Origin of the sequence: Phenylobacterium sp. (assembly GCF_013822795.1) — a bacterium.
GTDB lineage: Bacteria > Pseudomonadota > Alphaproteobacteria > Caulobacterales > Caulobacteraceae > Phenylobacterium.
This window is the reverse complement of sequence record NZ_PNLB01000001.1, coordinates 199,208-224,889: the sequence shown is the minus strand read 5'-3', so window position 1 is coordinate 224,889 and position 25,682 is coordinate 199,208. Positions and strand designations below refer to the sequence as shown.

Here is a 25,682-nt window from a genome sequence, read left to right as displayed (position 1 = left end):
TATATTGACACGAACCGTGCCACTATATCGATCGAGGGACAACCCCCGGCGCAACTCCTAGTCGACGGGAGGCGGCGGCAGTGAAGCCGGTCCTCCCCGGAAGACCTCAGCGCCCATCCCTCGCGGGATGGGCGCTTTCTTTGAGGCCCGCTCAGCGCGCCATGTTCAGCACCTGGACCTGGGTGAACTCCTTCAGGCCCTCTTCGCCCAGCTCACTGCCGACGCCCGAGAGCTTCGCCCCGCCGAACGGCAGGTGCGGCTGCAGGTCGGCGTGCTTGTTGATCCAGACCGTGCCGGACTCCATGCCCGCCGCCAGGTCCCAGGCGCGCTCGGAGTCCTTGGCCCAGATCGACCCGCCCAGGCCGTAGTCCGAGGCGTTGGCGCGGGCCACCGCGTCGGCGGCGTCCGAGAACTTGATCAACGGCAACACCGGACCGAACTGCTCTTCGTCGACCAGCTTCGAGCCGTCCTTGATGTCGCGCACGATGGTCGGGCGGATGAAATAGCCGGTGTCCCCCGCCCGTTCGCCGCCGGCGATCACCTTGCCGTCGCGCTTGCCGGCCTCGATGTAGCCCAGCACCTTGTCGAACTGGGCCTTGTTCTGCAGCGGCCCGAACTCGGTGCCCTGCTCGAGCCCGTCGCCGACCACGGCGGCGTCGGCCAGCTTGGCCAGCTCGTCGCACATGGCGTCATAGATGCTCTCATGGATGTAGACGCGCTTGGCGGCGATGCAGACCTGGCCCGAGTTCTGGAACGCGGCGGCGAAGATCTTCGGCGCGGTCTCCTTGGGATCGACATCGCCCAGAACGATGGCCGCGTCGTTGCCGCCCAGTTCCAGCGTCACGCGCTTCAGCGCATCGGCCGCGCCGGCCATCACCCGCTTGCCGGTCTCGGTCGAGCCGGTGAAGCTGATCTTGCGGATATCCGGATGGGCGGTGATCGCCGCGCCCAGATCGTTGGCGTCGGCGATGACGTTGAGCACGCCCGGCGGAACCAGATCCTTGACCAGCTCGGCGATCTTCAGGGTCGATAGCGGCGTCGTCGCCGCCGGCTTCAGCACGATGGTGTTGCCGGCCAGCAGCGCGGCCGGAACCTTGAAGGCCATCAGGATCAGCGGGAAGTTCCAGGGCACGATCGCCCCGATCACGCCCAGCGGCTTGCGGCGGATCTCGACCCGTCCCTTGTCGTCGTCCTGGACCGTCTTGGCCGGCAGGTCGAGAGTGGCGAAGTAACGGAAGAAGGCGGCGGCGCCGAACACCTCGCCCATCGCCGCCTGCAACGGCTTGCCCTGCTCTTGGGTCAACAGCCGCGACAGCTCGGGCAACGCCCCCTGGATCGCGTCGGCCATGGCCAGCAGCGCCTTGCGGCGCTCGTCGATCGAGGTCGCGGCCCAGGCCGGGAAAGCGGCCTTGGCGGCGGCCACCGCCTGATCCAGTTGAGCCTTGGAGGCGCGCGAGCAGCTTGCGACCGCCTGCTCGGTCGCGGGGTTGATGACGTCCATCGTGGCGTCGCCGGCCACCAGCTGGCCACCGATCAGGAGCTTGAAGTCAGGCGTATCAGTCATGGCGGAGCGTCCTTCCCAAATTTTGGGGGCCACGCTCCGCCCGTTACGCAACGGCGGTCAAGACTTAGATCGGCCCCCTAGCGCACGTCCCGCACCCGACGCGGGCTTGCCGCTCGGCTTCGTTCAGGCCGGCCGCGCCTGACAGCTCAGCTTTGTGACGAGGACGCAGCAAACCGCATCGGATCGACACGGACACGCCATAGTGCCGCCGCAGCCGGCCCCTCGATTGACGCCCGAGGGTCCGCCGGACCTCCTTGTAAGGTTCTGCTGTGCGAAAGATGTCCGGCCTGCGCCCCGTCACGGCGATCCTGTTGGCGATCGGCTTGCACGGCTTGATCGTCGCGGGTCTGCTGCTGAGGCCGCAAGATCCGCTCCCAGAGGACGACGCCGTCATCGACGTCCTTCTAGCGCCGCCGCTGCACGCGGCCAAACCGCCGGGCCCTCCTCCCGCCGAGGCTTCATCTCGTCCTCACCAGGTACGGCCGGCCGACCGGCCGTCCAGCGGCCCGCCCGCCTCGCCGCTAGCGACAGACAACGGCGCGTGGCGCGTACGGCCTGGACAAGCCCGTGAGGGGGACGGCCTGCGCCAATCTCTCCGCGCCGGCGTCGGCTGCCAGTCAGCGGACTTCCTGGCCCTCACCAAGGCCGAGCAAGAGGCCTGTAACCGGAAATTGGCGGCGGGAGCAGAGGACGGCCCGGCCTACGCCGTGGTCAGCCCCAAGCTGAAGAAGCAGTTCGACGGCGTCTTCGAATGTCCCAAGGACGACGTCTGGTGTGAGTACCGCATCGGCAAGGGTCCCTATCCGGGCCTGTTCGCGCCGCGAAGGAAGAAGAACCCCGAATGGGACTGAGGCGCCCCTCCTCCGCCAACCGTCTTTAGCGGAACCAGCGATAGATGCGCGCGATCGCCTCCTCGACGACGACCATAACGACCACGACGATGATCAGCGGCACCAAGCCGTGCAGGATGCCTTCGAAGCGAACCTTGTCGCCGAACACGAAGGAAAGCGCCTCCAGGATCACGAACTTCGAGACGAACAGTACGAGCCAGGCGCCGAGAAACCGCATGACCTTCATGAGCGTGCCTCGCCGGGCTTTGAAGTACTCGGCGACGTAGTGCTCCACCGCGATCGTGGCCTTTAGGAGAGCTTGCATGAGCAGCCCGGCCAGCAGCGACAGGGTGAAGGATTCGACGAACACGCTGTCCGAGTACTCATCGAACAGGTTCAGGATCACGACATCGATCAGCACGCCGGTGAAGTAGCGCAGGAAGAGCCGCTGACGATCGGTCGGCATTTCCGCCGCCGCGGGAAGGAAACCATGGATCTTGTCCGCCATAGCGCCTCCCTCCTGAACTGGGTCGACTGATCCTCTGCGCTCGCCGGCTCCGCCGACGCTGCTCGTCAGATGACGGTACTAGGCGAACGGGAGGTCGCGGCACATCGGGTCTTTTCCCCAGGCTGCGACCGCTGATGATCTAAATCGGCCCCGACCACCGCGCCCGATTTTCCTTGGGCAGCGCGCAATCGAGCCCCCTGCGGGCGCCGGGCGCCTCCGCAGTCGCCCCCGCGTATCAGAGGGTTCACCCTGATAGGAGCGTCCGCGCCCCAAGCTGTAGCCTGTCGCTTGAGGGAAGCCTGTTGGCGCGCGGGAACGAGCGGGGTGAGCAAGCTCACGCAGCTATGGATGAGGGCACGCAAGGGCGCGCTGGCGGCCGCCTGCTTCGGCCTCTGCACGGCCTGCACTCTGGGGCCCGACTATGAGAGGCCGATCTCGCCGACGCCCGCCGCCTACCGCTTTAGCCCCCCAGCGACGGCGGCGCCCTCGCCGGCGTTGTCGGAGTCCGCGTGGTGGCAAGGCTTTGGCGACGATGTCCTCGACCAAATGGTCCGCGAAGCCCTTTCGGGCAGTCACGACCTTCGCATCGCCGCGGCGCGTGTTGAGGAAGCCGACGCCGTGCTCATGGGAACCCGGTCGCAGGGGCTCCCGCAGATCGGCTACGGGGCCAGCGCCACTCGCGAACGGACCGCGCCGCAGGGCGGCGTCTTACCTTCAGACGGCGGACAGACGCGCTCGATCTTCGGCGCCGCCCTGCAGGCCAGCTGGGAGATCGATCTTTGGGGCCGGATACGGCGGGAGACCGAGGCGGCCCGCGCCAACCTTCTGGCCAGCGAGCAGGCCCGGCGCGGCGTTGAGCTGACGCTGATCGCCTCCGTCATCCGCAGCTATGTCACCCTGCTCGATCTCGACAGCCAGCTGGAGATCGCGAAGGCCACAATCACCAGCCGCAAGCGATCCGTGGGCCTCTATCGCGCGCGCCTCAATGGCGGCTTCATCTCCGAATTCGAGATGGCGCAGATCCTGGCCGACTACGAAGCCGCCGTTGCGGCGGAGCCCGAGCTGCGCGCGTTGGTCGCTCAGCAGGAGGACGCGCTTTCGGTTCTGCTCGGGCGCAATCCCGGGCCGATCGAGCGCGGACGGACGCTGTATGGCCTGACCACCCCCAAGGTCCCGGCCGGACTTCCGGCCGAACTGCTCACCCGCAGGCCCGATATTCTCGAGGCCGAGCAGCAGCTGATCGCGAGCAACGCACTGATCGGCGCGACGCGCGCGCGGTACTTTCCTCGAATCTCATTGACCGGGGCCGCGGGCTTCGCCAGCGCTGAGCTGGGCGATCTGTTCGCCGGCTCGGCCCGCACCTGGTCGTTCGCCGGCGGGGTCAGCGGCCCGATCTATACCGGCGGCGGCCTGACGGCGGCCACAGGTCAGGCCCAAGCACAGCAGGCTCAGGCGCTCGCGGCCTACCAACGCACGATCCAACATGCATTCCAGGATGTGGATGACGCGCTCATCGCTCTGCAGACGTCGGGCGAAACCGTAGCCCCGCTGGAACGCCGCGTGGTGACGCTGGAACGGGCCCTGACGCTTGCGAGGGCGCGCTACGACAACGGCTATTCCGACTCCCTCGACGTTCTCGACATCGAGCGCAGTCTGTTTTCGGCGCAGCTGACGCTGGCCGCGGCGCACGGAGATCGGTTCCGCGCATTGGTCGATCTGTACAGCGCCCTTGGCGGTGACTGGATCGATGAACCTGATGAGGCGGTGGCCGTAGCAAGCGCGGCGCCTGGGCGAGGTCTGGAGCAAGCGCCATGACAGCAACGCCCGAGTCGCCTGACGCCGCCGAAAAGCGCCCCGCCCCCGCCAGCCCCGTGCGCAAGATCGTCCTGATCGTTCTCGGCCTGCTCCTGGCGATCTATGCCTACAACGTGGTTGCCGACCGCATCACGCCCTACACCTCGCAGGCCACCGTCGACACCTTCCTGGTCCAGATCGCGCCTGAGGTCACCGGCCAGGTCCAATACGTCGGGGTGTCGGACAATCTACCGGTGAAGCGAGGGCAACTGCTGTTCCGGATCGACAGGCGCCCCTTCGAGATCGCCCTCCGCTCGGCCGACGCCAACCTTGCCTCGGCCCTGCAAGCCAACCAGGTTTCATCCGTCGAGGTCGACGTGGCGCTCGCTCGGCTCCGGCGCCAGCGCGTCGATCTTGCCGCCAGCCGGGAGCTTGGCCGGATCGTCTTCGACCTTGTCGACCAGGGCGCGCTCGCGCAGACCAACGCCATCCGGGCCCGCGCCGATATCGCCAAGACGGAAGCCGATGTCAGTCGTGGCACGGCGGAGGTCGAGCAGGCGCGCCGCCAATTGGGTGAAATTGGCTATCGGAACCCAGCGGTGCAGCAGGCCCTGGCGGCGGTCGAGCAGGCGCGGCTCGACCTTAGCAACACCGATGTGGTCGCGCCGGCCGATGGCGTGGTGACCAATCTGCGGCTGGCGCCCGGCCAGTTCCTCAGTAAGGGCCAACCGGTGCTCAGCTTCATCCGCGGAGGCCCGCGCTGGATATCGGCGGACATGCGCGAAAATCAGCTCGGCAATGTAACGCCTGGCGATCGGGTGCTGATCGTGCTGGACCATAGCCCTGGGCGCATCTTCGAAGGTCGCGTCGAGAGCATCGGCTGGGGCGTCACCCAGGGCGGCGAGGCGCCGACCGGCCAATTGCCGGACGTCCAACCTGCGGCCGGATGGCTGCGCGTGCCGCAGCGCTTTCCGGTTCGCATCCGGATGATCCCCGCCGATGACGGCGAAGCGCTGGCCCTTGGCCGAAGCGGCGCCCAGGCCAACGTCATCGTGCTCACCAGCGATAAGTCGATCCTCAATCCGTTAGGACGGCTGTGGATGCGCCTGGTCTCCTGGTTCAGCTACCTGCGATGATCTCGACGTCGACAGCGCCCCACGCCAAGCCCAGCGACCCGGCCGCGCTCGCCAGACGCGACACGATGCTTCGGCTCGCCGTCGGCGTCACGCTGGCCTTCACGCTGTCGGAGCTGATGGGATGGCAGCCCACCTTTCTCGCGCCCTTATTCTTCACCATCCTGATCACCGCCCTGCCCGCCGCGCCGCCGTTCAGGACGGGCCTGATGCTGGTCGTGGTGATGACGGCGGCCGCGAGCGTCGCCTTCGTCCTCCCCTCGCTGCTGCGCGGCACGCCGATCGTAATGGTCGGCGTCCTGGGGCTGCTTGTCTTCTTTGCTCTGCTCGCCAGCGCACAGCAGCGCGCCAAGCTGCCGGCCCTGCTGCTGCTGATCTCCATGTCGACGATTCCGGTGGTGGTCATGGTGGCCCCGAACCAGGCCGGCTTGCTGCCGCTGGCGATGGTGCGGTCGATGGCGCTCGCCGTGTGCACCCTATGGCTGACCTTCGCAGCGTGGCCGCGCGTCGCGCCGCGGACGCCGCCGGCTGCGGGGGCGGTCGCCTCGCCAGCGATGACAGCGCTGGCGGGAACCTGCGTCGTCATGCCCCTCATGTTGATCTACCTGATGTTCGGTCTGGCCGACGCCCTACCCGTCCTCGTCACCACGGCGTTGCTGGTCCTCACCTTCGACGTGCGACAGGGCGCGATGCAGGGCCTGGCGATGATGCTCGCAAATCTCGTGGGCGGACTGACGGCGGTGACAGTCTACCTGCTGGTCGGGATCGCCCCCTCGCTGATCGTGCTGGCCTTGCTGAGCTTCCTGGTCGCGGTCATGTTCGCCGTCCAGATCGACAGGGGCGGACCTAGAGGCGCAGTCGCCGTGATCGCCAGCAATTCGCACCTCATCATCCTGAGTTCCGCACTGGCGGCGGGACCGGACAACTCGGGAATCTGGCTCACACGCCTCTTCCAGTTCGCGCTCGCCTGCGTGTTCGCGGTCGGCATGATGATCCTGGTCTGGGGCCTGGCGCCGTCAACGGCGACGCGCCCGACGGGGAAGTGAAGAACTGGCGGCTCAAGCGCCGACGACATGAACGTTTCCGCCGGAGCTCGTGCGGGTTTTGCCCAATAGAAGGAAGGCCTGCTCGGTGAAATCCTCACGAAGCTGTAGCTCGCGCGGGCGGTTGTCCGCGGACTGTGTACGCGCGTCTCTTCTGGCCATGAACGCCTCGTTGGGATGACCTATGAAACCGATCGCGCCTGGCGCGCCTGCACGCTCGAAGGTGTTGGACGCAGCGCTGCAGCTCGGACTCCTAGCGCTGCTGCTCTTTGCCTGTGCGCGCGTCGTGCTTCCCTTCGCCGGCGTCCTACTTTGGTCGGTTATCCTCGCGGTGATGCTCTACCCCTTGCATGTCCGCCTGGCTCGTAAGGTGGGAAATCGATGGTCCGCAGTGCTCATCGGCGTCGTTGGCGTTGCATTGATCATCGTCCCGACCATCGCCGTTGGGGCCTCCATCGCGTCATCGGCGGGGTGGTTGATTGATGGACTGCAGAACCAAACCCTCGTCATTCCCCCGGTCCCGCCCCGACTGATCGAGTTGCCAGTCGTCGGCGAAAAGCTAGCGGAGGCCTGGACCCTCGCCGCGACCGATGTTCCCGCGGCGCTAGTCAAGTACAAGGGGCAGTTGAGCGCGACGGCGGTCTGGATCGCAACCTTCTCCGGTCGTCTGGTCGCCGGCGAGCTAGCCTTCGTGCTGTCATTCGCCATCGCAGCGGTGCTGGTCGCCTACGGAAAGGGCGCGGCGACGTTCGCCCAGCGCCTCTTGGAAATCATGACGGGAAATCGCGGTCGCGGGCCTGCGCTAGCCGCATTGACCGCAGCGACCGTGCGTGGCGTGGCCATCGGCGTCGTCGGCGTAGCGGCGATCCAATCGGCGCTGGTCGGAGCAGGCTTCTTCGCAATCGGCCTGCCAACCGCCGGCCTCCTGATGCTCGCAACGCTGCTGCTCGGCATCATTCAGGTGCCCGCGACGCTGATTACCCTACCGGTCATTGTCTATGTCTTCGCGACCGAGCCGACCGTGCCGGCCGTCATCTTCATGATCTGGTCTCTCTTCGCCGGTCTCAGCGACAACTTCCTCAAGCCGCTGATGCTGGGACGGGGCCTGGAGGTGCCGATGCCAGTGATCCTCATCGGGGTGATCGGCGGAATGATCGCCGACGGGTTGCTAGGCCTCTTTGTCGGGCCTGTGGTCCTGGCGGTAGGCTACGTGCTTTTCATGGAATGGCTGGATGTTCACTCGGCCGACGGCAGCGCCACCCAAGTCGGCGCCCCGCCACAGTGATCGTCGTCGCCGCCTTTGGCCTGCTGGCGATGCTGGCCTGCCTGGGGCTGCAGGTCGCAGCCTCCGTCATCGGCGCGAACTATTTCGGCCGCACGTCACGGCTCCCGCTGGGGCCAAGGCCCTGGCGCAAGATCATCCTTCAATTTTCCGTCCTGATGCTGGTGCTCATGCTGGGCTCGTTCGCGCAGGTCATGATCTGGGCGGTGCTCTATCAGGTGTTCGGCGCCTTCGATGATCTTGAAACCGCGCTGTACTTCTCGGGCGTAACCTTCACCTCGCTAGGATACGGCGACGAGACCCTGATCGGCCGCATCAGGCTGCTGGCGCCCCTGCAGGCCGCGACGGGCCTGATGATGTTCGGGATCACGACCGCGCTGCTGATCGCCGCGGTCCAACGCGCCACCGCAAAGTGGGCCATGGAGCAATAGCCTGCCGCGCGCACTCGAGGGCGCAGGTCCAGTTGGATGGACACAGCAGCGCGGAACCCGATTTCAGGAAAGGCGCAGCTCGCCTGGACGTCCTCGTACGCATCGCTGGTGGGCCCGGTAGGACTCGAACCTACAACCAGACCGTTATGAGCGGTCGGCTCTAACCATTGAGCTACAGGCCCCTGCAGCGACGCAGGGCTGCGGGTTACCACGACCTGCACGCGCCTTAAAGCTGCCGTTCAGCTTGGCTTTGTCAGAACTGCAACCTCCACCGTCATCCGACGTTTGGAGACCTCGATCCCGCCCTACCCCCGGGGCGTTTGTGGAGATTTCGATGAAGACCTTCGTCCGCGCCGGCGCCATGGCCCTGCTGCTCGCCACCGCCGCCGCGCCCGCCGCCTTCGCTCAAACCGCGCAACCCTCGGCAGGTTCGATGTTCCAGACGACCACGCTCAACCTCTCAGCGTACGGCGAGACCCGCGTCGCTCCCGACAAGGCGACTATCAACCTCGGCGTCGTGACCGAGGCCCCGACCGCCGCCGGCGCCCTGGCCGCCAACAACGAGAAGATGAACTCGGTGATCGTCGCGCTGCGCAAGGCCGGCATCGCCGAGAAGGACATCCAGACCTCGGGCCTGAACCTCAACGCCCAGTACGACTACGTGCAGAACGAGCCGCCGAAGCTGCGCGGCTACCAGGCCTCGAACCAGGTGACCATCACCGTCAATGACCTGACCAAGCTGGGCGGGGCGGTCGACGCCACGGTCAAGGCCGGCGCCAACCAGGTGAACGGCATCTCCTTCGGCCTGAAGGACCCGAGCGCGGCCGAAAACGCCGCCCGCCAGGAAGCGGTCAAGGCGCTGGCCGCCAAGGCCGACCTCTACGCCCGGGCGACCGGTCACCGCGTCAACCGGCTGGTCAACCTCAGCGAAGGCGGCAGCTACATGCCCTCGCCGCCCCCGGTTCCGATGATGGCCTACGCCCGCAAGGAAATGGCCGACGGCGGCGCGCCGATCTCCGCCGGCGAACTGAACGTCCGGGTGGACATCACCGGTCTCTACGAACTGTCGCGGTAAGCGATCGGCCCTCCCCTTCGGGGGAGGGCTTACTTCGTGCCGAGGCCGGCCCGCGCGAAGGCCGAGGTCAGCTTGTCGGCGATGACGATGCCGGGCGGCGCCTCGCTGGCCTCCATGACCGCCGCATAGGTCATGCCCTCGCGGCCGGCGACTGGGCCGCTGGCCCAGGCGACGATGCGGGTGCCTTCGGGATTGCTGCGGCAGCTGGCGGTTTTGCGCTCAGCCGTGGCCGGCGTCGCCTTGAGCAATTGCTCTAGGGTTTGAACGCCCTGCCCTTCGCAGGTCGGCAGCGTGCGGCCGCAGACCACGTGGGTTCCGTACTGGTAGACGGTCTTGCCGCCCTCGGCGATCAGCACGCAGGTGCCCGGATCGCCGATGGCGCTGGAGACGGCCTCGTCGAGGACGGCCTTGTCCACGCCCTTGGGCGCGGCCGGCGCACAGGCGGCCAGGACTGCGGCGGAAATGCCGAGCGCGGCCAGGGCGCGCATCAGGCGGCCTGCTTGATCTCGTTACCGTCGTCGAGCAGCACCACGCTCGGCGAATAGTTGCGAGCCTCTTCGGCCGGCAGCATGCCGTAGGTGACCACGATCACCTTGTCGCCCTTTTGGACGAGGCGGGCGGCGGCGCCGTTGACGCCGATCACCTTGGATCCGCGCGGCGCTTCGATGGCGTAGGTGGTGAACCGCGCGCCGGTGGTGATGTTCAGAACGTCGACTTGCTCATGGGGAAGGATGCCCGAGGCGTCCAGCAGATCGCGGTCGATCGCGATCGAGCCTTCGTACTCGAGATCGGCCTGAGTCACCGTCGCGCGGTGAAGCTTGGCCTTCATCAGGGTCACCAGCATGGGCGGTCCTTCTAACTGCGGCGCACAATCCTTCGGAAACGAAGGGCCGCCGGATATAGCGTTGAATGGGGATCACCACAATTGCGGCGGCGCAGCAAGGTTGACCTAAGGGCAATATGTCGCGGCCGAACAGCGCTCTCTGAATGAACATTACGGCTGATAATTCAGTCGCTTACACCCCAAAACTCGGGCTCCGGATCATGGTGCGCCCTGGGTGACAAACGCGTGAGCTGACGGGGCGTCAGTGACCTGTTCCATGAAGCCGGTGATGTCGCTGAGCACGCTCGCGCGATCGCGGAACGGACGCGACATCGCCGCCATGATCTCGTTGTGGCCCACCCCCGGATAGCTGCGACTCTCGACGCGGGCGCCGGCCGCGCGCAGCGCCGCGTCCAGCGCGGCGGTCTCCTGCGGATCGACGATCGCGTCGGCCGAGCCGGTGACCAGCAGCATCGGCGGCGCATCGGCCCGCGCCAACCGCACCGGCTGGGTCGCGGCCGGCTCGCCGCCCCCGAACACGTCGGCCATGTGGCCCTTGAGGGGCAGGAAGTCGTATGGGCCGGCGATGCCGACCAAGCCGGCGATGCGGGCAGGATCCACACCCGCCTGCCGCAGATAGCTCGGCTCCAGACCCAGCATCACCGCATTGTAGGCGCCGGCCGAATGCCCCAGCAGCACGATGCGTGAGGGATCGCCTCCGTAGGCGGCGGCGTGATCGACCGCCCATCGCACAGCCTGGGCGCTATCGTTGAGGAATGCCGGAAACCGCACCTGCGGGTAGAGCCGGTAGTCGGGCAGCACCACCACGTAGCCGCGGGCGGCCAGGGCCTGGGCGACCCAGCCATAGTCCCACTTGCGGCCACGCTCCCAGCCGCCGCCGTACAGGAACACCGCCACCGGCCGCGCCACATCCATCCGCCTAGGCGCATAGACATCCAGGCTCTGGCGACCGCCCGGACCATAGGGCTGGTCATGCGCGGTCAGGATCGCCGGATCGCGGGACGTGAAGGTGGCGAACACGCCGAGCGGCGTACAGGCCGCGCAAAGCGCCGCCATGGCGGCGATAACGACAAGGCGAACCGAAGCGGACACGCGACGCGGGATCATGCACCACCGGCTAGGGCCTTTTCCGGATCGCCGCAACCAAGCCGTGGACGACGCGCTTCCCACCGGGGGACAAGGAGCACCCCAATGTCCACGCCCGCCCATTCAGGTGAAACCATCACCATCTTCAAGGTCGAGCCGCGCGACCAGAGCGGCCTAGTCGTCATGTCGCCCTCCCAAGCCCCGGACGGACGCCTGGCCGACCGCCACTCGGCCTACCACGAGAACCTCTCCCCGCCCCTGACCTGGACCGAGATCGAGGGCGCCGAGAGCTACGCGCTGATCGTCGAGGATCCCGACGCGCCGATGGAGAAGCCGTTCGTCCACTGGATGATCTGGAACATCCCGGCCGAAGCCGGCGGCCTGCCTGAAGGCGTGCCCCAGGCTCAGTACATCGATCCGCCGCATCCGATCATCCAGGGCCGCAACGACGCCGGCGACTACGGCTGGTTCGGGCCACGTCCTCCGGTCGGGCACGGCGTGCACCGCTACTATTTCCAGGTCTTCGCGCTGGACCAGAACCTGGAGGTCGGCCCCGACACGCCGCTGCATGAGCTGCTGAACATCCTCAAGGGCCACACCATCGCCCAGGGCGAGATGATGGCCACCTACGAGGCGCCGCGCCGCCAATAGTTCGAACAAAAAGTATGTTGACGGGCTCTACGTCAGCCAGGCCATAGCTGCGAAAACGCCCTGGCATGGGACCTCGGCGGACATTCTGGCGAGGCGACATGGACGGCGATCTGGCTCTGGGCGGCTTCTCTTCCGACGGTCTGGCGGCGATCCCCGCCTCCCTCCAGCCGATTGTCGACGCCGGCGACCTGTCAGGCTTCGTCACTCTGCTCTGGCGCAAGGGCGAGATCGCCCAGGTCAACACGCTCGGCTACCGCGATGTGGCGGCCAAAGCCTCGATGACCCGCGACACCCTGTTCCGCATCGCTTCGATGACCAAGCCGATCACGTCGATCGCCATCCTGATGCTGATGGAGGAAGGCAAGCTCCGCCTCGACGACCCGATCACCAAGTGGATGCCCGAGTTCAAGGACATGCAGGTCCTGAAATCGGCGACCGGTCCGGTCGACGACACGGTTCCCGCCGCGCGCGAGATCACCGTCGACGACCTCATGACCCATCGCTCGGGCCTGGCCTACGCCTTTACCTCGATGGGGCCGATCGCCCAGGCCCACGAGGCCGCGCTGGGCTCGCCGCTGGGCGGCCATCTCAGCCCCGACGAGTGGCTGAAGGCGCTGGGCCAGTTGCCGCTCTCCTACCAGCCGGGCGACCGCTTCCACTACAGCCACGCCACCGACGTGCTCGGCTTCCTGGTCGGCCGGGTGTCGGGCCAGGGCTATCGCGAGTTCATCATGGAGCGGATCCTGACGCCGCTCGGCATGAACGACACCGACTTCTGGTGTCCGCCGGAGAAGCGCGACCGGATGGCCAAGCTCTACCGGATCAACCCGAAAACCGATGCGATGGAGGACATCTCCTTCCCGCACCTGCCGGGCCCGCCGGAGTTCTGCGCCGGCGGCGGCGGCCTGATCTCGACGGCCGACGACTACCTGCGCTTCGCCCGCATGATGCTGAACGGCGGCGAGCTGGACGGGGTGCGCTACGTCAAGCGCGAGACGCTCGAGGCGATGCGCGAGAACCGCCTGACGCCCGAGCAGCGCCAGGTGCCGTTCATGGGCATTCCGTTCTGGCTGGGCCAAGGCTTCGGCCTCGGCGTCTCGGTGATCACCGACCCGGAAAAGCAGGCCTGGATGGGCGCCGGCTCAGAGGGCTCGTTCGGCTGGCCCGGAGCGTTCGGCACCTGGTGGCAGGCCGACCCCGTCGAGGACATGGTGATGATCTACCTGATCCAGAACTCGATCCCGCTGGAGCCGGAAGCCGCCTCGCAGCTGGCCACCGGGCAGCGGATGGGCGGACGCGCCGCCCTGCCCGTCTTCCAGAAGCTCACCTATGCTGCGCTCGGCAAGCCGCTCTAGTAGGTGTTGCGGCCGGTGACGCACATCGGCCGCCCTTCATAGGTGGCGCCGAGCAGGCTGCCGTTCTTGACGGCCGCCTTGCGGGCCTTCTCGTAGGCGCGGTTTTCGGCCGGCGGCTTCACGCCATCGGGGCAGATCCCGATGTCGACCTGCGTGCCCGTGCGGCAGGTGCAGAAGTCCTCGCGCTTGTCGAGACGGCTGGCCGGGACCTTGCAGGACACCGGCAGGGTCTGGCCGCCCACGTCCAGGCAGATGATGGTCTGGGTCGGCGGATTCTGCGACAGCGGCGCCTGGGCGGAGGCCGCGCCGGCGAAGGCGACAAGCGTCGCAACAGCGATCAGGGCGGAACGGATCATCGGACTAACCTCCAGTTCGACTTAACCATAACACGCGCCGGGCGTGGCCGGTTTCAGGCGCCGCATGGTGAGCGATGTCTTCATCATGTCGCTGCGCGAAGGCTTAACCGCGCACGGCGCATGATCCACGGTGGAAGGGGCCCGCCATGGATCCGATCGCCACCGCACAATACGGCATGCTGGCCGCCAGCCGGCGCTTCGACGCCTCGGCCAGCCGCGTCGCCCGCATGGGCGTCGAAGGCGAAGCCGTCGATCTGCCGGCCGAGATCGTCGAGCAGATCACCGCCAAAACCGCCTTCGCCGCCAACGCCGCGGTGATCCGCAGCGCCCAGGACATGACCGGCAAACTGCTCGACGTCCTGGCCTAGCGGCTTTGACATCGGGGCCTCGGGGCGTTAGCGCCGGGCCATGAGCCTGCGCCCCCTCTTCGTCACCCAGGTCTATGAAGCCAGCCTCGCCGGGGAGCGCGGCTTCGCCGACTTCAACGCCGAGCTTGAAGACGCCTGCCGCATGCTGGCCGACGAGGACATGGCCGGCCAAGCCTGGTGCCGCGAGCACGGCTACGGCGGCTACACCTCCTACGCCTCGCTCGACGACCTGCCGATGCGGGCCAGCATCTTCGAGGACCTAAAGCGCAAGCTCGACAAGCATGCGACCGCCTACGCCAAGGCGCTGCACCTCGACCTCGGCCGCCGACGGCTGAAGCTCGACAGCCTGTGGGTCAACATCCTCAAGCCCGGCGCGGCGCACTCGGGCCACATCCACCCGCACAGCGTGCTGTCAGGCACGGTCTATGTGGCCATCCCCAAGGGGGCCAGCGCGCTGAAGCTGGAAGACCCGCGGCTGCCGCTGATGATGGCCGCCCCGCCGCGCGAGGCCGACGCCCCCGAGGACGCTCGCAGCTTCGTCTACCTGCAGCCTGAGCCGGGCACGGTGCTGATGTGGGAAAGCTGGCTGCGCCACGAGGTGCCAGCCAACGCCGCGCGCAAGGAACGGATCTCGGTCAGCTTCAACTACGCCTGGCGCTAGCGCTTAGCGGAGCCCTTCAAGCCTGATCTCGTCGAGCTCGGCGGCGCTCATCACCCCCGCCTGGAAGAGATTGAGGAACTCCTGCGAGACGGTGGCGCCGAACATCAACGGATCGTCGGTGTTGACCGTGACCCGCACGCCGGCGTCATAGAGCCGGCGGATAGGATGATCCTCCAGCCGCGCCACCCTGCCGAGCTTCAGATTTGAGGTCGGGCAGAGGTTTAGCCGCACGCCGGCGTTGGCCAGCATTCGCATGACCTGCGGCGAGTCCGCCGCCGCGATTCCATGCTGGACCTCGTCCAACTCCAGCACCTCGACAGCGCGCCAAACGTCGTCGGCCGTTCCCCATTCGCCGACATGGGCCTTGAGCCGCAAGCCCGCCCGCTTGGCGCGGCGATATAACGGCGCAAACACCTCGATTGGCTGGATAAGTTCGTCGCCAGAGAGGTCGAGGGTCAGGAACCGTCCCAACTCCAGCAGCGGCGCCATCCAATAGTCCAACGCCCTGACCGGACAGTGCCGCGAGAACGACATCTGGGGGATCCAATCGATCTGAGGACCGCCGTTGGCGTGCGCGGTGGTCAACATGCTCCAGACAGATTGCGCCGAGTGGTCATGCAGAGTGATCTCCCAGACATCGGATCCGACCTCCAGGCGCGTGACGCCGTCGTTGCGGGCCTGGACAAAGGTCGCCTCGAAAGCCACCGCCCGGCCGGCCGCGTCGCGGAAGCAGCCCTGAGATTGCGCGTCGACCCAGGCGTGCATCTCGTCCATCGAGCCCAGCACGCCATCGAGCGGAGCGACATCGAGCCCTAGGCGCTCGCGAACGAACTCCCTGCACCCGCCCATGATGGCGTGGATGTGCAGATCAGCCTTTGGGCAAGCTCGGATGGCAGCTAGGTCGCCAGCTTCAAGCGCGGCCTGGAAGGGGGTGCTCATCAACCCCTGATAGCATCCCCTCCGTTCTAGACGCTATCAGCGCGCGCAGGCGCCGGGCTGTTCTTCCTTCTGGCGGTGATTGGCGTAGGCCTTGCCGTTGTAGCGCACCACCGGGAAGCAGAAGCCGGGACCGCCCAGGACGATGTCGGGCCAGCCGCCAACGCCCTTGGTCGGTAGGAACTCCGGTATTCCTTGGGATTGGAACAGCGTGCGCCAGCCGCTTCCGGCGCGCTCCATGATGTAGAAACCCTGACCGGTATTGCCGTAGCAGAAGGTCCCGGTCTCGGTGATGACGATCTCCTGGCGACCGTCGCCATTGAGGTCGCGGATGTCGCTGGGCTCAACGGCAGCTTCACATTCGCCTTCGCCGTTCAGCCATCGGCCGCCCTTGGCGACAAAACCTGCCGCCCGCAAGGCCGCCGCGCGGTCGGCGGCGGTGACGCTGGTGGCGGCCTGGGCCTTGGCGAACGAGGCCGGCGCGCAGGCGGCCGGACGCTGATAGCCGTCGCCGGCATACTTCCAGATACGCACGCAATCGCCGGTGACGCGGACGTCCAGCCAGCCGTTCGATCGTGAGGTTTCGAACCCCAGGGCTCCACTATCCCTCGCGATAGCCCGCCAGCGGCCGTCGCCGCCCTTGGCGAGCAGGGTGAACCACAGTCCGTCGCCGCCGTAGCAGGAGGGGTTCTTGTCGACGGCGGCGGCCTCCAGCGCGCCATCGCCGTTCAAGTCCATGAAAGCGAACTTCGGCTGCGAGGCCGTCCCGCAGACATTGATCGCCTTGCCGCCGGCGACCTTGAAACCCCCAGCCTCGAACAGCTGGACGCCTTCGGCCTGGCTCATTTTCGGCGGCGGGACGACCGTCTGGGCCAGCGCGCCCACGGCCAGCGCCAATCCCAAAGCCAGCCCGAGGAGCATCCGGTGCATATCGCCCACCTCTTCCTGATGGGCCCAGCTTGCTCGCCTATCGGCGTTCTGTCACCGCTGCCGATAGCCGAACATGAAAACGCCCCCGACCGCTTCCGGTCGGGGGCGCCATGACGCTGACAGCGCCGAAGAGTCTTAGCTGTCGAGGAAGCTGCGCAGCTTCCGCGACCGCGACGGGTGCTTCAGCTTGCGAAGCGCCTTGGCCTCGATCTGACGGATCCGCTCGCGGGTGACGCTGAACTGCTGGCCGACCTCTTCGAGGGTGTGGTCGGTGTTCATGCCGATCCCGAAGCGCATGCGCAGGACGCGCTCCTCGCGCGGCGTCAGCGACGCCAGCACGCGGGTGGTGGTCTCGCGCAGGTTCGACTGGATCGCCGCGTCGATCGGAAGGATCGCGTTCTTGTCCTCGATGAAGTCGCCCAGGTGGCTGTCTTCCTCGTCCCCGATCGGGGTTTCGAGCGAGATCGGCTCCTTGGCGATCTTCAGGACCTTGCGGACCTTCTCCAGCGGCATGGCCAGCTTTTCGGCCAGTTCTTCCGGGGTCGGCTCGCGGCCGATCTCGTGCAGCATCTGGCGGCTGGTGCGGACGATCTTGTTGATCGTCTCGATCATGTGCACCGGAATCCGGATGGTCCGCGCCTGGTCGGCGATCGAGCGGGTGATCGCCTGACGGATCCACCAGGTCGCATAGGTCGAGAACTTGTAGCCGCGGCGGTACTCGAACTTATCGACCGCCTTCATCAGGCCGATGTTGCCTTCCTGGATCAGGTCCAGGAACTGCAGGCCGCGGTTGGTGTACTTCTTGGCGATGGAGATCACGAGGCGCAGGTTGGCCTCGACCATTTCCTTCTTGGCCTGACGGGCTTCGCGCTCGCCCTTCTGGACGGTCTGGACGATGCGGCGATAGTCGTCGATCGGCACGCCGGTCTCGGTGGCGAGCGCCGCCACTTCCGAGCGGATGTCGCCGATCTGACCAGCGTCGTTCTCGACGAACTTGGTCCAGCGCACGCCCAGCGGCTTCACCTGGTCGGTCCAGTTCGGCGACAGCTCCTGGCCGAAGTAGGCCTTGAGGAACTCCGAACGGGAAATGCCGTAGCTGTCGGCCAGACGCAGCAGGCGGCCTTCCAGGCCCATCAGACGCTTGTTGATCGCATAGAGCTGCTCGACCAGAGCCTCGATGCGGTTGTTGTTCAGCTTCAGCGTCTTCAGATGCTGGACGATGGCCAGCGAGGCGCTGGTGTAGGCCTTGCGGTCGGCGTCCGAGAGGTCTTCACCCTTCAGGCGCTTGCCGACCAGCTTCTCCTGCAGCGAGCGGAACGAGTCGAACTCCGAGGCGATGGCGTCCAGGGTCGCCATGACCCCTTCGCGCAGTTCGCCTTCCATCGCGCTAATGGTCGGACCGGCGCCGTCGTCGAAGTCGTCGTCGTCCTCGGCGCCTTCGGCCTTGGCGACGGCCTCGCCGTCTTCGGTGGTCTCTTCTTCTTCGCTCTCGGCCGCCGTCTCGCCGGCCAGCTCGGCCGCCGCGGCGTTGGCGCCGCCGTAGGTCTGTTCGAGGTCGATGACCTCGCGCAGCAGGATGCGGCCAGAGCCCAGTTCCTCGCGCCACACCATGATGGCTTCGAAGGTCAGGGCGCTTTCGCACAGCCCGCGGATCATGGTGTCGCGGCCGGCCTCGATGCGCTTGGCGATGGCGATTTCGCCTTCGCGCGAGAGCAGCTCCACCGAACCCATTTCGCGCAGGTACATGCGCACGGGGTCGTCGGTCCGGTCGTAGGCCGGTTCCTTGGTCGTCTCGACGACGGCGGTTTCTTCGCGAACGGCGACTTCGCCGCCCTCGGCGTCTTCCTCAGCCTCGACGACGTTGACGCCCATCTCCGAAAGCATGGCGAGGGTGTCTTCGATGGCCTCGGAGGTGACTTCCTCAGAGGGCAAGACCTTGTTCAGCTCGTCCATAGTGACGTAGCCGCGGGCCTTGGCCTGCTTGATGAACTTCTTTACGCCGGCGTCGGTGAGGTCGAGCAGCGGACCATCACCGCCAGTCGTTTCCGTGGTTTCCGCTTCAGCCGTGTTCGTGCTCATCTAGGTCTCCGGATTTCGGCCGCGCCATGCAAGGCGCGGGCCGAAGATGCTCCAATAGCGAACAGACGGTCGTATTCCCTTACGACCCTTCTCCCGCCCAAATCGTTCCCGTTCTGATCGCGCGTTTCAGTGTGTCGCGTTCGCCTTTCAGACGCTCGAGAGCTTCCATATCGGAACGACCGCTAAGGTTACCCTTTGCGGACGCAATAGCCTCGTCGAGCGCCACGAGCCGTGAAAGGCCCGCGAAAGCTTGCGACCACTGGGATCTAGCGACGTCGAGGGAGACATCCGGTTTCAAAATGGGCGCGCCCGATTTCGCAGCGGCCCGGTCGATGTCTGTCAGCAGCGCATTAAACCCGCAAGACGCCAGATGGCGTGCGAGAGTCGCGGTGTCAAGATGATCAGCATCCAATCTGAAACCGATGATCTCCCCCGTCAGCTTCGCTAGAGCTTCGACACCGAAGCCTTTGGCGAGGAACGAGTTCTCCAGATGTTCGTCCAGAACGCTCGGATCACCGATCGCATACTTGGCGAGGGCCGCGGCCACCGGGTCGATAGACTGGGCCAGCCGCTGGGCGGCGGCTCGCCCTGCCTCGGTGGGCGCCGGATCGATCCACTCGCGCCCGCCCCCGCGCCAACCCCTTGATCCGCCTGCGCTTCCGCGTTGCGGACGGCCGCCCTGCTCGGGTTGCGAGCGGGCCTTGGGGCCGGTCGCGTCGAAGCGCTCCATCAGCGCCTCGCGGTAGGCCTGCTGCAAATCCTTGTCGGCGATCTGGCCGGCCGCGTTGCGCAGGCGGTTCTTGAAACCGGCCCGCCGCTCGGGCGTATCCAGCGGTTCCAAATCGTGTTCGCGGGTGAACAGCGCGTCGACGAAGGCCGTGGTCTGCGACAACTGGGCGCGGAGGGCCACGGCCCCCTGCTCGCGCAGCACCTCGTCCGGATCCTTGCCGCCCTCGACGATCGCGAACTTGAAGCTCTTGCCGGGCTTGAGCAGCGGCAGGGCCCGGTCGATGGAGCGCGAGGCCGCCTGGCGACCGGCGCGGTCGCCGTCGAACGAGAGGGTCGGCTCGCCGTGCAGCCGCCAGAGCATCTCCATCTGCTCTTCGGTCAGAGCCGTACCGAGCGGCGCGACAGCGGCGACGCCGGCGCGCTGGCAGGCGATGGCGTCCATATAGCCCTCGACCACCACCAGCGGCGGGGTTTCGTTGCTGGGCGCCGCGCCCAGGATCTTCCGCGCCTCGCCAATTCCGTAGAGCGTTCGACCCTTGTGAAAGAGCGGACTTTCCGGGCCGTTCAGGTATTTGGCGCGGGCCTGCGGATCCATCGCCCGACCGCCGAACGACAGGATCCGCCCGCGATGGTCGGCGATCGGGAAGATGATCCGGTCGCGGAACCGGTCATAGGGCGCGCCGCCCTCCTCGGGCGCGATCAGCAGCCCGGCCTCGACCAGCTCGCCTGGCCGGGCGCCCTTGGTGACCAGGTAGTCCTTCAGCGCCGTGCGGCCCGGCGGCGAGAAGCCGAGCCGAAACCGCGCCCACTCCGACTCAGGCAGACCGCGGCGCTCCAGATAGGCGCGCGCCTCCTTGCCCTCCGGCCGGCGCAGGGCGCCTTCGAACCACTGGGCGGCGGCGTCCATCCAGTCCGACAGGCCCTGGCGCTGGCGCTCCTGCTCGGCCGAACGGGGATCGGCCTCCGGCATGGTGAGGCCAGCTTCCGCGGCCAGCCGCTCGACCGCCTCCATGAAGGTGAGGCGCTCGGTCTCTTGCAGGAAGGTGATCAGATCGCCGTTCTTGCCGGACGAGAAATCGAAGAACTGGCCCTTCTCGTCGTTCACGTAGAACGAAGGGGTCTTCTCCTTGTTGAACGGCGACAGGCCGACATACTCCCGGCCCTGCTTGCGCAGCTTCACCGTCCGCCCGATCACATCGGAGGGCCGGAGGCGGGATTTGATCTCATCAAGGAAGTGTTCGTCGACGCGCACCACGCAGATGATACAGCGTCCGCGCTCGTGGCGTAGCCCCCTCAACGATCAAGCAGGCCCGAGACCGGCGTCTCGATGTCGACCTCGACGCCCTCGGACCCGTAGCGCCGCACCACTGCCCCCTCGGGCGACAGTCCCAGGTTGATGAGGCGGCTGCCAAATCCCGTATGTTGCGGAGGGCTGACCGGCGGGCCGCCGCACTCGCGCCAACGTAAGCGGAAGTTCCCCGCCCGCACGCTCCATTCCAGATCAACCCGGCCTTTCGGTGTCGACAGCGCCCCGTACTTGGCCGCGTTGGTGGCCAGTTCGTGCAGCAGCAGCGACAGCGACATGGTGGTGCGCACGCCGATCTGCACCTCGCGGCCCCTCAGGTGGATCTGGCCGAGGCCGTCGAGCGGCGACAGCGTCGCCTCGGCCACCCGCCGCAGCGGCACCGCCTGCCAGTTCTGGCGGAACAGCACGTCGTGGGCGTTGCCGAGCGTGACAATGCGGTCGAGGAACTCCTCGACCACACTGCGTTCGACCACCTCCTTGAGCGACTGGGCGGCCAGCGCCTGGACCGTGGCCATGGTGTTCTTGAGCCGGTGGCTCATCTCCTGGGCCAGAGTATCCAAGTCGGCGTGCGCGCGGACGGTGGCGGTCGTCTCCACCACCGTGTCGACCACGCCGCAGATGTCGCCGCTGGCCAGCCGCAGGGGGCTGAAGCAGAAGGTGAACCAAGCGTGTTCCGGCTGCTCCGAGCGCACCACCGTCAACGGATAGTCCTTGATGAAGGTCGCCTCGCCCTCGAAGGCCCGCCGCACCACCGGCTCAATCTTGTCCCAGGCCTCGGACCAGACATCGGCGAAGGACCGGCCCAGCGCCTCGGGCTTGTCGCCGAGGATCGGCAGAAAGGCGTCGTTGTAGATGGTGAGCAGGTGCTCGCCCCAGATGATCACCGCCGGAAACTGCGATTCCAGGATGAAGTTGACCATGGTCTTCAGTTCGGGCGGCCAGTCGGCGGCCGGGCCCAGTGGCGTCGAGGCCCAGTCGAAGCTGCGCACCAGCCGGATCATTCGGCCCTCCCCGTCCACGAATGGCGCAGGGGCCGCTTCCTTCTTGGGCCGTTGCATCTGACCCCGTTCCCATCCACAGGCAGTCTGGGACGGAAGAGCAATGCGGCACTAGGCTCGCGTCGCTAGCTCTCGCCGACCCGTGGTATTGGCTCAAGTCTTTCAATCAGCAGAGGTTCCCGATGGCTTCCGGACTTGTTGCGCTGCTCGACGATGTCGCGGGCATCGCCAAGATGGCGGCCGCCTCGCTGGACGACGTGGCCGGCGCCGCCGGAAAGGCCGGAACCAAGGCGGTCGGGGTGGTCGTCGACGACACCGCGGTGACGCCTGGCTACGCGATGGGCTTCTCGCCCGAGCGTGAACTGCCGATCGTCCTGCGCATCGCCATCGGTTCGCTGCGCAACAAGCTGCTGTTCCTGCTGCCTGGCGCCCTGCTGCTCAGCGCCTTCGCCCCTTGGGGCGTGACGCCGCTGCTGATGGCCGGCGGCGCCTATCTCTGCTTCGAGGCCACCGAGAAAATCATCGAGGCGATCCGCGGCGAGGACGAGGCCGATGAGCCCGAGGAGCTGGCGCTCAGCGCCACGGAGCTCGAAGACCAGAAGGTCAGCGGCGCGATCCGCACCGACCTCATCCTCTCGGCCGAGATCATGGCCATCGCCCTGGCCGACGTAGCCGACCAACCGCTCTTCGTCCAAGCTGGCGCGCTGCTGCTGGTGGGCGTCGCGATCACCGCCGCCGTCTATGGCGTGGTCGGCCTGATCGTGAAGATGGACGACATCGGCCTGCACATGGCCAAGCGCCCGGCGCGCGCCTCCCAGGCCATCGGCCGCATGCTGGTCAAGGGCATGCCAGTGGTCATGAACTGGCTGACCGTGATCGGCACCGCCGCCATGCTGTGGGTCGGCGGCGGCATCATCGTCCATGGCCTGGAGCACTTCCACCTGACGCCGATCCCGGTCTGGGTCGAAGGCGCCTCGCACTGGGCGGGGCAGGTTCCCGCGATCGGGCCGGTCACCGGCTGGGTGACCTTCGCGGTCGGCTCGGCGATCGTCGGCTTGGTGATCGGCGGCGTCATCGCCGGGGTGCTGCACCTGCTGCCGCACCGCAAGGCTCACTGATCCAGCGGCAGACGTCCCAGCTTATCGGGATTACGGACCAGATAGATGGCGGCGAGCTTGCCGTCCTCGCCCGGCTGGAACGCCACGGTCATCGGCCCGTCCTCGCGCTCCATGATCACGCCCGGATAGCCGTTGATCCGCACGGCGCGGAAGCTGATCGGCCACAGTTCGGCCCCGCCCGTGCGCCAGGCGAGCCCCTCCAGCAGCCGGATGATGTCCTCGCGCCCGCTCATCGGCCGCAGAGCCGCCGAGCGCTTGCCGCCGCCGTCGGAGATCAGCACCGCGTCCTCGGCGAGCACGGCCGACAGCGCCTTCATGTCGCCCTGGGCGGCGGCGGCCATGAACGCGGCCGCGAGCTTGGCGGCCTCGGCCTCGCTGACCGTGAAGCGCGGCCGGGAGTCCCGCACATGGGTCCGCGCCCGGGCGGCCAGCTGGCGCACCGCCGCCTCGTTGCGGCCCAGGGTCTCGGCGACCGAGGCGTAGTCCTCGTCGAACACGTCGTGCAGCAGGAACACGGCCCGCTCCAGCGGCGAGAGCCGCTCCAGCGCCAGCAGGAAGGCCACCGACACGTCCTCGGCGCGCTCGACCGGATCGACGCTCAGCTCCTCGATCAGCGGCTCCGGCAGCCAGGGGCCGCGATAGGCCTCCCGCTGGACCTTGGCCGAGCGCAAGCGGTCGATGCAGAGGCGGCTCGTCACCCGCACCAGCCAGCCGGCCGGATCGCGGACCTCCTCGTCGGTCCGGTTCCAACGCAGCCAGGCGTCCTGGACCACGTCTTCGGCCTCGGCGACCGACCCCAGCATGCGGTAGGCGAGCCGGGTCAGACGCTGTCGCTGGCTCTCGAATGTTTCGACGTCGGCGGCCATGCGCGCGATCCTACGCCGCCAGCGGGGCGCGGGCCACCGGGGCGGCCTGGCCGTCGACGATCACCTTCGAACAGGCCTTGCCGTAGCCGAGCGCGTACTTGAGCGTCGGGTACATGCGCGCGCTGGTCAGGGCCAGGCCGAGGGCCACCAGGCCGCGGTCGCCCCAGCGGCGGACGACCTCGTCCCGCAGCGGATCGGCGGCGGCCATGTCACGGGCCAGGCTGGCGCGGGCGAACCGCCAGGCCAGGGCGGCGTCCTCCCCCATCGCCGCCTCGTCGCCCGCAAGAACCCCGCGCAGGATCTGCGGCGCGACGCCCTCGGCGGCGGCCATGTCGCTGACGATCTGGGTGCAGGGCCCGCAGTCCTCGGCCAGGGTCCCGACCAGCTTGGCGGCGGCGATCGCCGCGGCCGGGGCGGCCCTGGCGTCGACCATCGAACTGACCAGCCCGAAGCGCAGCAAGCTGCCGGGGCTGGCCGCCAGCACATGCCGCATATAGCTGGCGTCGTAGCCCCAGCGGCGTTCCATCTTGTCGATCTGGCGGGCGAGCAGGGCTTTCAGCATCAGGCGGCTCCTGTCCTGGCGGGGCGGTTGAACACGGCGATGGCGGCGGCGATCAGGGCCGGGACGAAGACGCCCGGCAGGTCGCGGATCAGATTGGCGACCGGATCGGCCGAGCAGCTGGCGTCGAACACATGGATCGCGGCATGCAGCACTAGGAAGCTCGCCCCGGCGACAAGCGCGGGCCAGCCCTGAGCCGGGCGGGCGGCGAACCAGACCAGGCCGCCGGCGACGACCAGATAGGTCGCGCCGATATCGCGGACGAAGTGCGGATTGTAGGGGCCGGTGGCGATCACGCCCGGAACGGCGTTGTACCACCAGAACGAGGCCAACAGCATGGCCAGGGCGTTCAGCCCCAGCAGCAGGCCGAGGGCGGCGGCGAGGACGCGCGACATCTGATTTCTCCGAACCATCGCCCCCAAGGACGGTTCGGCGGCGCCGGCTGTGACATCGCCGGCGGAGAAATCGTCACTTCAGCCCGTCGATCCAGGCCGGCAGATCACGGATGCTGGCCAGCTCAGCGAACCGCGCATGTCCCTCCGGGGCGTCGGCCATCTCGTGGGCCCAGATCAGCGGATAGGGCACGTAGGCGCCGTAAGCCCCCGCCTCGATGGCCGGCAGGATGTCCGAGCGCATGGAGTTGCCGCACATCACCGCCTGCTCTGCGCCGGTGCCGTGACGGGCGAAGACGCGGCTGTAGGTCGAGGCGTCCTTCTCGCTGACGATCTCGACCGCGGCGAACAGGTCGCCGAGGCCCGACGCGGCCAGCTTCTGCTCCTGGTGCAGCAGGTCGCCCTTGGTGATCAGCACCAGCCGATAGCGCTTGGAAAGCTCGGCCAGGGTGTCGTCGACGCCGGGCAGCGGCTCGACCGGCTCGCTCAGCATCTCGCGGCCGACCGCCAGGATCTCACGGATCACATGGCCGGGCGGCTCGCCGCCGGTCATCTCCATCGCCGTCTCGATCATCGACAGCGTGAAGCCCTTCACCCCATAGCCGTAGAGCCGCAGGTTGCGCTTCTCGACCTCAGCTAGGCGCTGCTCAAGCGCCTGCTTGTCGGCGACGTCGGACAGCAGCTCGCTGAACCGGTCGTGGGTCAGCCGGAAGATCGTCTCGTTGTGCCAGAGGGTGTCGTCGGCATCGAGGCCGACCGTGGTGATGCTCATGGCCGTCGAAATAGAC

The 25,682-nt window shown here is 67.4% G+C and carries 27 protein-coding genes and 1 tRNA gene; 12 read left to right on the top strand and 16 right to left on the bottom strand.

Annotation, left to right across the window (positions count from 1 at the left end):
* Positions 1 to 151 precede the first annotated feature (151 nt).
* Positions 152 to 1,564, bottom strand: a complete 1,413-nt coding sequence (locus C0481_RS01065) for an aldehyde dehydrogenase family protein (protein ID WP_293399680.1) — start codon at positions 1,562 to 1,564, stop codon at positions 152 to 154.
* 278 nt (positions 1,565 to 1,842) lie between these two features.
* On the opposite strand from C0481_RS01065, the gene C0481_RS01060 reads away from it, so the two are divergent.
* On the top strand, positions 1,843 to 2,415 hold the full coding sequence (locus tag C0481_RS01060; RefSeq protein WP_293399677.1) for a hypothetical protein: 573 nt from the start codon (positions 1,843 to 1,845) through the stop codon (positions 2,413 to 2,415).
* Between the two features lie 25 nt (positions 2,416 to 2,440).
* On the opposite strand, the gene C0481_RS01055 is transcribed toward C0481_RS01060, so the two are convergent.
* Positions 2,441 to 2,902, bottom strand: a complete 462-nt coding sequence (locus tag C0481_RS01055) for a hypothetical protein (RefSeq protein ID WP_293399674.1) — start codon at positions 2,900 to 2,902, stop codon at positions 2,441 to 2,443.
* A gap of 324 nt (positions 2,903 to 3,226) precedes the next feature.
* Between C0481_RS01055 and C0481_RS01050 the strand changes: the two genes are divergently transcribed.
* From C0481_RS01050 to C0481_RS01030, 5 genes are all read left to right on the top strand, one after another.
* On the top strand, positions 3,227 to 4,717 hold the full coding sequence (locus C0481_RS01050; RefSeq protein WP_293399671.1) for an efflux transporter outer membrane subunit: 1,491 nt from the start codon (positions 3,227 to 3,229) through the stop codon (positions 4,715 to 4,717).
* A complete protein-coding gene (locus C0481_RS01045) occupies positions 4,714 to 5,832 on the top strand; it encodes an HlyD family secretion protein (RefSeq protein WP_293399668.1) in 1,119 nt (372 codons plus the stop codon). The genes C0481_RS01050 and C0481_RS01045 overlap by 4 nt, the downstream gene beginning before the upstream one ends.
* A complete protein-coding gene (locus C0481_RS01040) occupies positions 5,829 to 6,875 on the top strand; it encodes a DUF2955 domain-containing protein (protein ID WP_293399665.1) in 1,047 nt (348 codons plus the stop codon). The genes C0481_RS01045 and C0481_RS01040 overlap by 4 nt, the downstream gene beginning before the upstream one ends.
* A 181-nt stretch (positions 6,876 to 7,056) precedes the next feature.
* Entirely contained in the window at positions 7,057 to 8,157 is a 1,101-nt protein-coding gene (locus C0481_RS01035) for an AI-2E family transporter (RefSeq protein WP_293399662.1), read from the top strand.
* Positions 8,154 to 8,585: an ion channel gene (locus tag C0481_RS01030; protein ID WP_293399659.1), complete on the top strand. Its 432-nt coding sequence runs from the start codon at positions 8,154 to 8,156 to the stop codon at positions 8,583 to 8,585. Before C0481_RS01035 ends, C0481_RS01030 begins: the two co-directional genes overlap by 4 nt.
* Before the next feature lie 106 nt (positions 8,586 to 8,691).
* On the opposite strand, the gene C0481_RS01025 is transcribed toward C0481_RS01030, so the two are convergent.
* Positions 8,692 to 8,767: transfer RNA gene (locus C0481_RS01025), tRNA-Ile, on the bottom strand.
* Positions 8,768 to 8,919: 152 nt separating this feature from the next.
* Here C0481_RS01025 and C0481_RS01020 point away from each other — a divergent pair.
* Positions 8,920 to 9,660: an SIMPL domain-containing protein gene (locus C0481_RS01020; protein ID WP_293399656.1), complete on the top strand. Its 741-nt coding sequence runs from the start codon at positions 8,920 to 8,922 to the stop codon at positions 9,658 to 9,660.
* A 29-nt stretch (positions 9,661 to 9,689) separates the two neighbouring features.
* Here C0481_RS01020 and C0481_RS01015 read toward each other — a convergent pair whose 3' ends face one another.
* The 3 genes from C0481_RS01015 to C0481_RS01005 all read right to left on the bottom strand — a co-directional run bounded on the left by C0481_RS01015 (position 9,690) and on the right by C0481_RS01005 (position 11,596).
* On the bottom strand, positions 9,690 to 10,148 hold the full coding sequence (locus C0481_RS01015) for a hypothetical protein (protein WP_293399653.1): 459 nt from the start codon (positions 10,146 to 10,148) through the stop codon (positions 9,690 to 9,692).
* Positions 10,148 to 10,504: an aspartate 1-decarboxylase gene (gene panD / locus C0481_RS01010; protein ID WP_056025476.1), complete on the bottom strand. Its 357-nt coding sequence runs from the start codon at positions 10,502 to 10,504 to the stop codon at positions 10,148 to 10,150. The genes C0481_RS01015 and panD overlap by 1 nt, the downstream gene beginning before the upstream one ends.
* 198 nt (positions 10,505 to 10,702) lie before the next feature.
* Positions 10,703 to 11,596, bottom strand: a complete 894-nt coding sequence (locus C0481_RS01005; protein WP_293399643.1) for an alpha/beta hydrolase — start codon at positions 11,594 to 11,596, stop codon at positions 10,703 to 10,705.
* Between the two features lie 99 nt (positions 11,597 to 11,695).
* On the opposite strand from C0481_RS01005, the gene C0481_RS01000 reads away from it, so the two are divergent.
* Positions 11,696 to 12,241 carry a YbhB/YbcL family Raf kinase inhibitor-like protein gene (locus C0481_RS01000; RefSeq protein ID WP_293399640.1) on the top strand — a complete coding sequence of 182 codons (546 nt, stop codon included), beginning with the start codon at positions 11,696 to 11,698 and terminating at the stop codon, positions 12,239 to 12,241.
* A 98-nt stretch (positions 12,242 to 12,339) separates the two neighbouring features.
* The gene (locus C0481_RS00995) at positions 12,340 to 13,596 is read left to right on the top strand and encodes a serine hydrolase domain-containing protein (RefSeq protein WP_293399637.1); all 1,257 of its coding nucleotides are present in this window, start codon (positions 12,340 to 12,342) and stop codon (positions 13,594 to 13,596) included.
* On the opposite strand, the gene C0481_RS00990 is transcribed toward C0481_RS00995, so the two are convergent.
* Positions 13,593 to 13,952 (bottom strand): hypothetical protein, encoded by a 360-nt coding sequence (locus tag C0481_RS00990; protein WP_293399635.1) that lies wholly within the window; start codon positions 13,950 to 13,952, stop codon positions 13,593 to 13,595. The two genes, C0481_RS00995 and C0481_RS00990, sit on opposite strands and share 4 nt — an antisense overlap.
* Before the next feature lie 146 nt (positions 13,953 to 14,098).
* On the opposite strand from C0481_RS00990, the gene C0481_RS00985 reads away from it, so the two are divergent.
* Both C0481_RS00985 and C0481_RS00980 read left to right on the top strand, forming a co-directional pair.
* On the top strand, positions 14,099 to 14,320 hold the full coding sequence (locus C0481_RS00985) for a flagellar basal body rod C-terminal domain-containing protein (RefSeq protein ID WP_293399633.1): 222 nt from the start codon (positions 14,099 to 14,101) through the stop codon (positions 14,318 to 14,320).
* Between the two features lie 40 nt (positions 14,321 to 14,360).
* On the top strand, positions 14,361 to 14,981 hold the full coding sequence (locus C0481_RS00980; RefSeq protein WP_293399630.1) for a TIGR02466 family protein: 621 nt from the start codon (positions 14,361 to 14,363) through the stop codon (positions 14,979 to 14,981).
* A 3-nt stretch (positions 14,982 to 14,984) separates the two neighbouring features.
* Here the strand turns inward: C0481_RS00980 and C0481_RS00975 are convergent, their stop codons facing one another.
* From C0481_RS00975 to C0481_RS00955, 5 genes are all read right to left on the bottom strand, one after another.
* Positions 14,985 to 15,920 (bottom strand): hypothetical protein, encoded by a 936-nt coding sequence (locus tag C0481_RS00975; protein ID WP_293399627.1) that lies wholly within the window; start codon positions 15,918 to 15,920, stop codon positions 14,985 to 14,987.
* A gap of 36 nt (positions 15,921 to 15,956) precedes the next feature.
* Entirely contained in the window at positions 15,957 to 16,847 is an 891-nt protein-coding gene (locus C0481_RS00970) for a hypothetical protein (RefSeq protein ID WP_293399625.1), read from the bottom strand.
* A gap of 135 nt (positions 16,848 to 16,982) precedes the next feature.
* Positions 16,983 to 18,926, bottom strand: coding sequence for an RNA polymerase sigma factor RpoD (gene rpoD / locus C0481_RS00965; RefSeq protein ID WP_293399623.1), 1,944 nt, complete (start codon positions 18,924 to 18,926; stop codon positions 16,983 to 16,985).
* Between the two features lie 79 nt (positions 18,927 to 19,005).
* Positions 19,006 to 20,907 carry a DNA primase gene (dnaG, locus tag C0481_RS00960; RefSeq protein WP_293400033.1) on the bottom strand — a complete coding sequence of 634 codons (1,902 nt, stop codon included), beginning with the start codon at positions 20,905 to 20,907 and terminating at the stop codon, positions 19,006 to 19,008.
* 41 nt (positions 20,908 to 20,948) lie between these two features.
* Positions 20,949 to 21,962 carry a PAS domain-containing sensor histidine kinase gene (locus C0481_RS00955; RefSeq protein ID WP_293399620.1) on the bottom strand — a complete coding sequence of 338 codons (1,014 nt, stop codon included), beginning with the start codon at positions 21,960 to 21,962 and terminating at the stop codon, positions 20,949 to 20,951.
* Between the two features lie 179 nt (positions 21,963 to 22,141).
* Here C0481_RS00955 and C0481_RS00950 point away from each other — a divergent pair, with 179 nt between their 5' ends.
* Entirely contained in the window at positions 22,142 to 23,077 is a 936-nt protein-coding gene (locus C0481_RS00950) for a DUF808 domain-containing protein (protein ID WP_293399617.1), read from the top strand.
* On the opposite strand, the gene C0481_RS00945 is transcribed toward C0481_RS00950, so the two are convergent.
* The 4 genes from C0481_RS00945 to C0481_RS00930 all read right to left on the bottom strand — a co-directional run bounded on the left by C0481_RS00945 (position 23,071) and on the right by C0481_RS00930 (position 25,666).
* Entirely contained in the window at positions 23,071 to 23,943 is an 873-nt protein-coding gene (locus tag C0481_RS00945; RefSeq protein WP_293399615.1) for a sigma-70 family RNA polymerase sigma factor, read from the bottom strand. The genes C0481_RS00950 and C0481_RS00945 overlap by 7 nt on opposite strands.
* 10 nt (positions 23,944 to 23,953) lie before the next feature.
* A complete protein-coding gene (locus tag C0481_RS00940; RefSeq protein WP_293399612.1) occupies positions 23,954 to 24,505 on the bottom strand; it encodes a hypothetical protein in 552 nt (183 codons plus the stop codon).
* On the bottom strand, positions 24,505 to 24,897 hold the full coding sequence (locus C0481_RS00935) for a hypothetical protein (protein ID WP_293399609.1): 393 nt from the start codon (positions 24,895 to 24,897) through the stop codon (positions 24,505 to 24,507). Before C0481_RS00935 ends, C0481_RS00940 begins: the two co-directional genes overlap by 1 nt.
* 73 nt (positions 24,898 to 24,970) lie before the next feature.
* On the bottom strand, positions 24,971 to 25,666 hold the full coding sequence (locus C0481_RS00930) for an HAD family hydrolase (RefSeq protein WP_293399606.1): 696 nt from the start codon (positions 25,664 to 25,666) through the stop codon (positions 24,971 to 24,973).
* Positions 25,667 to 25,682: the final 16 nt, after the last annotated feature.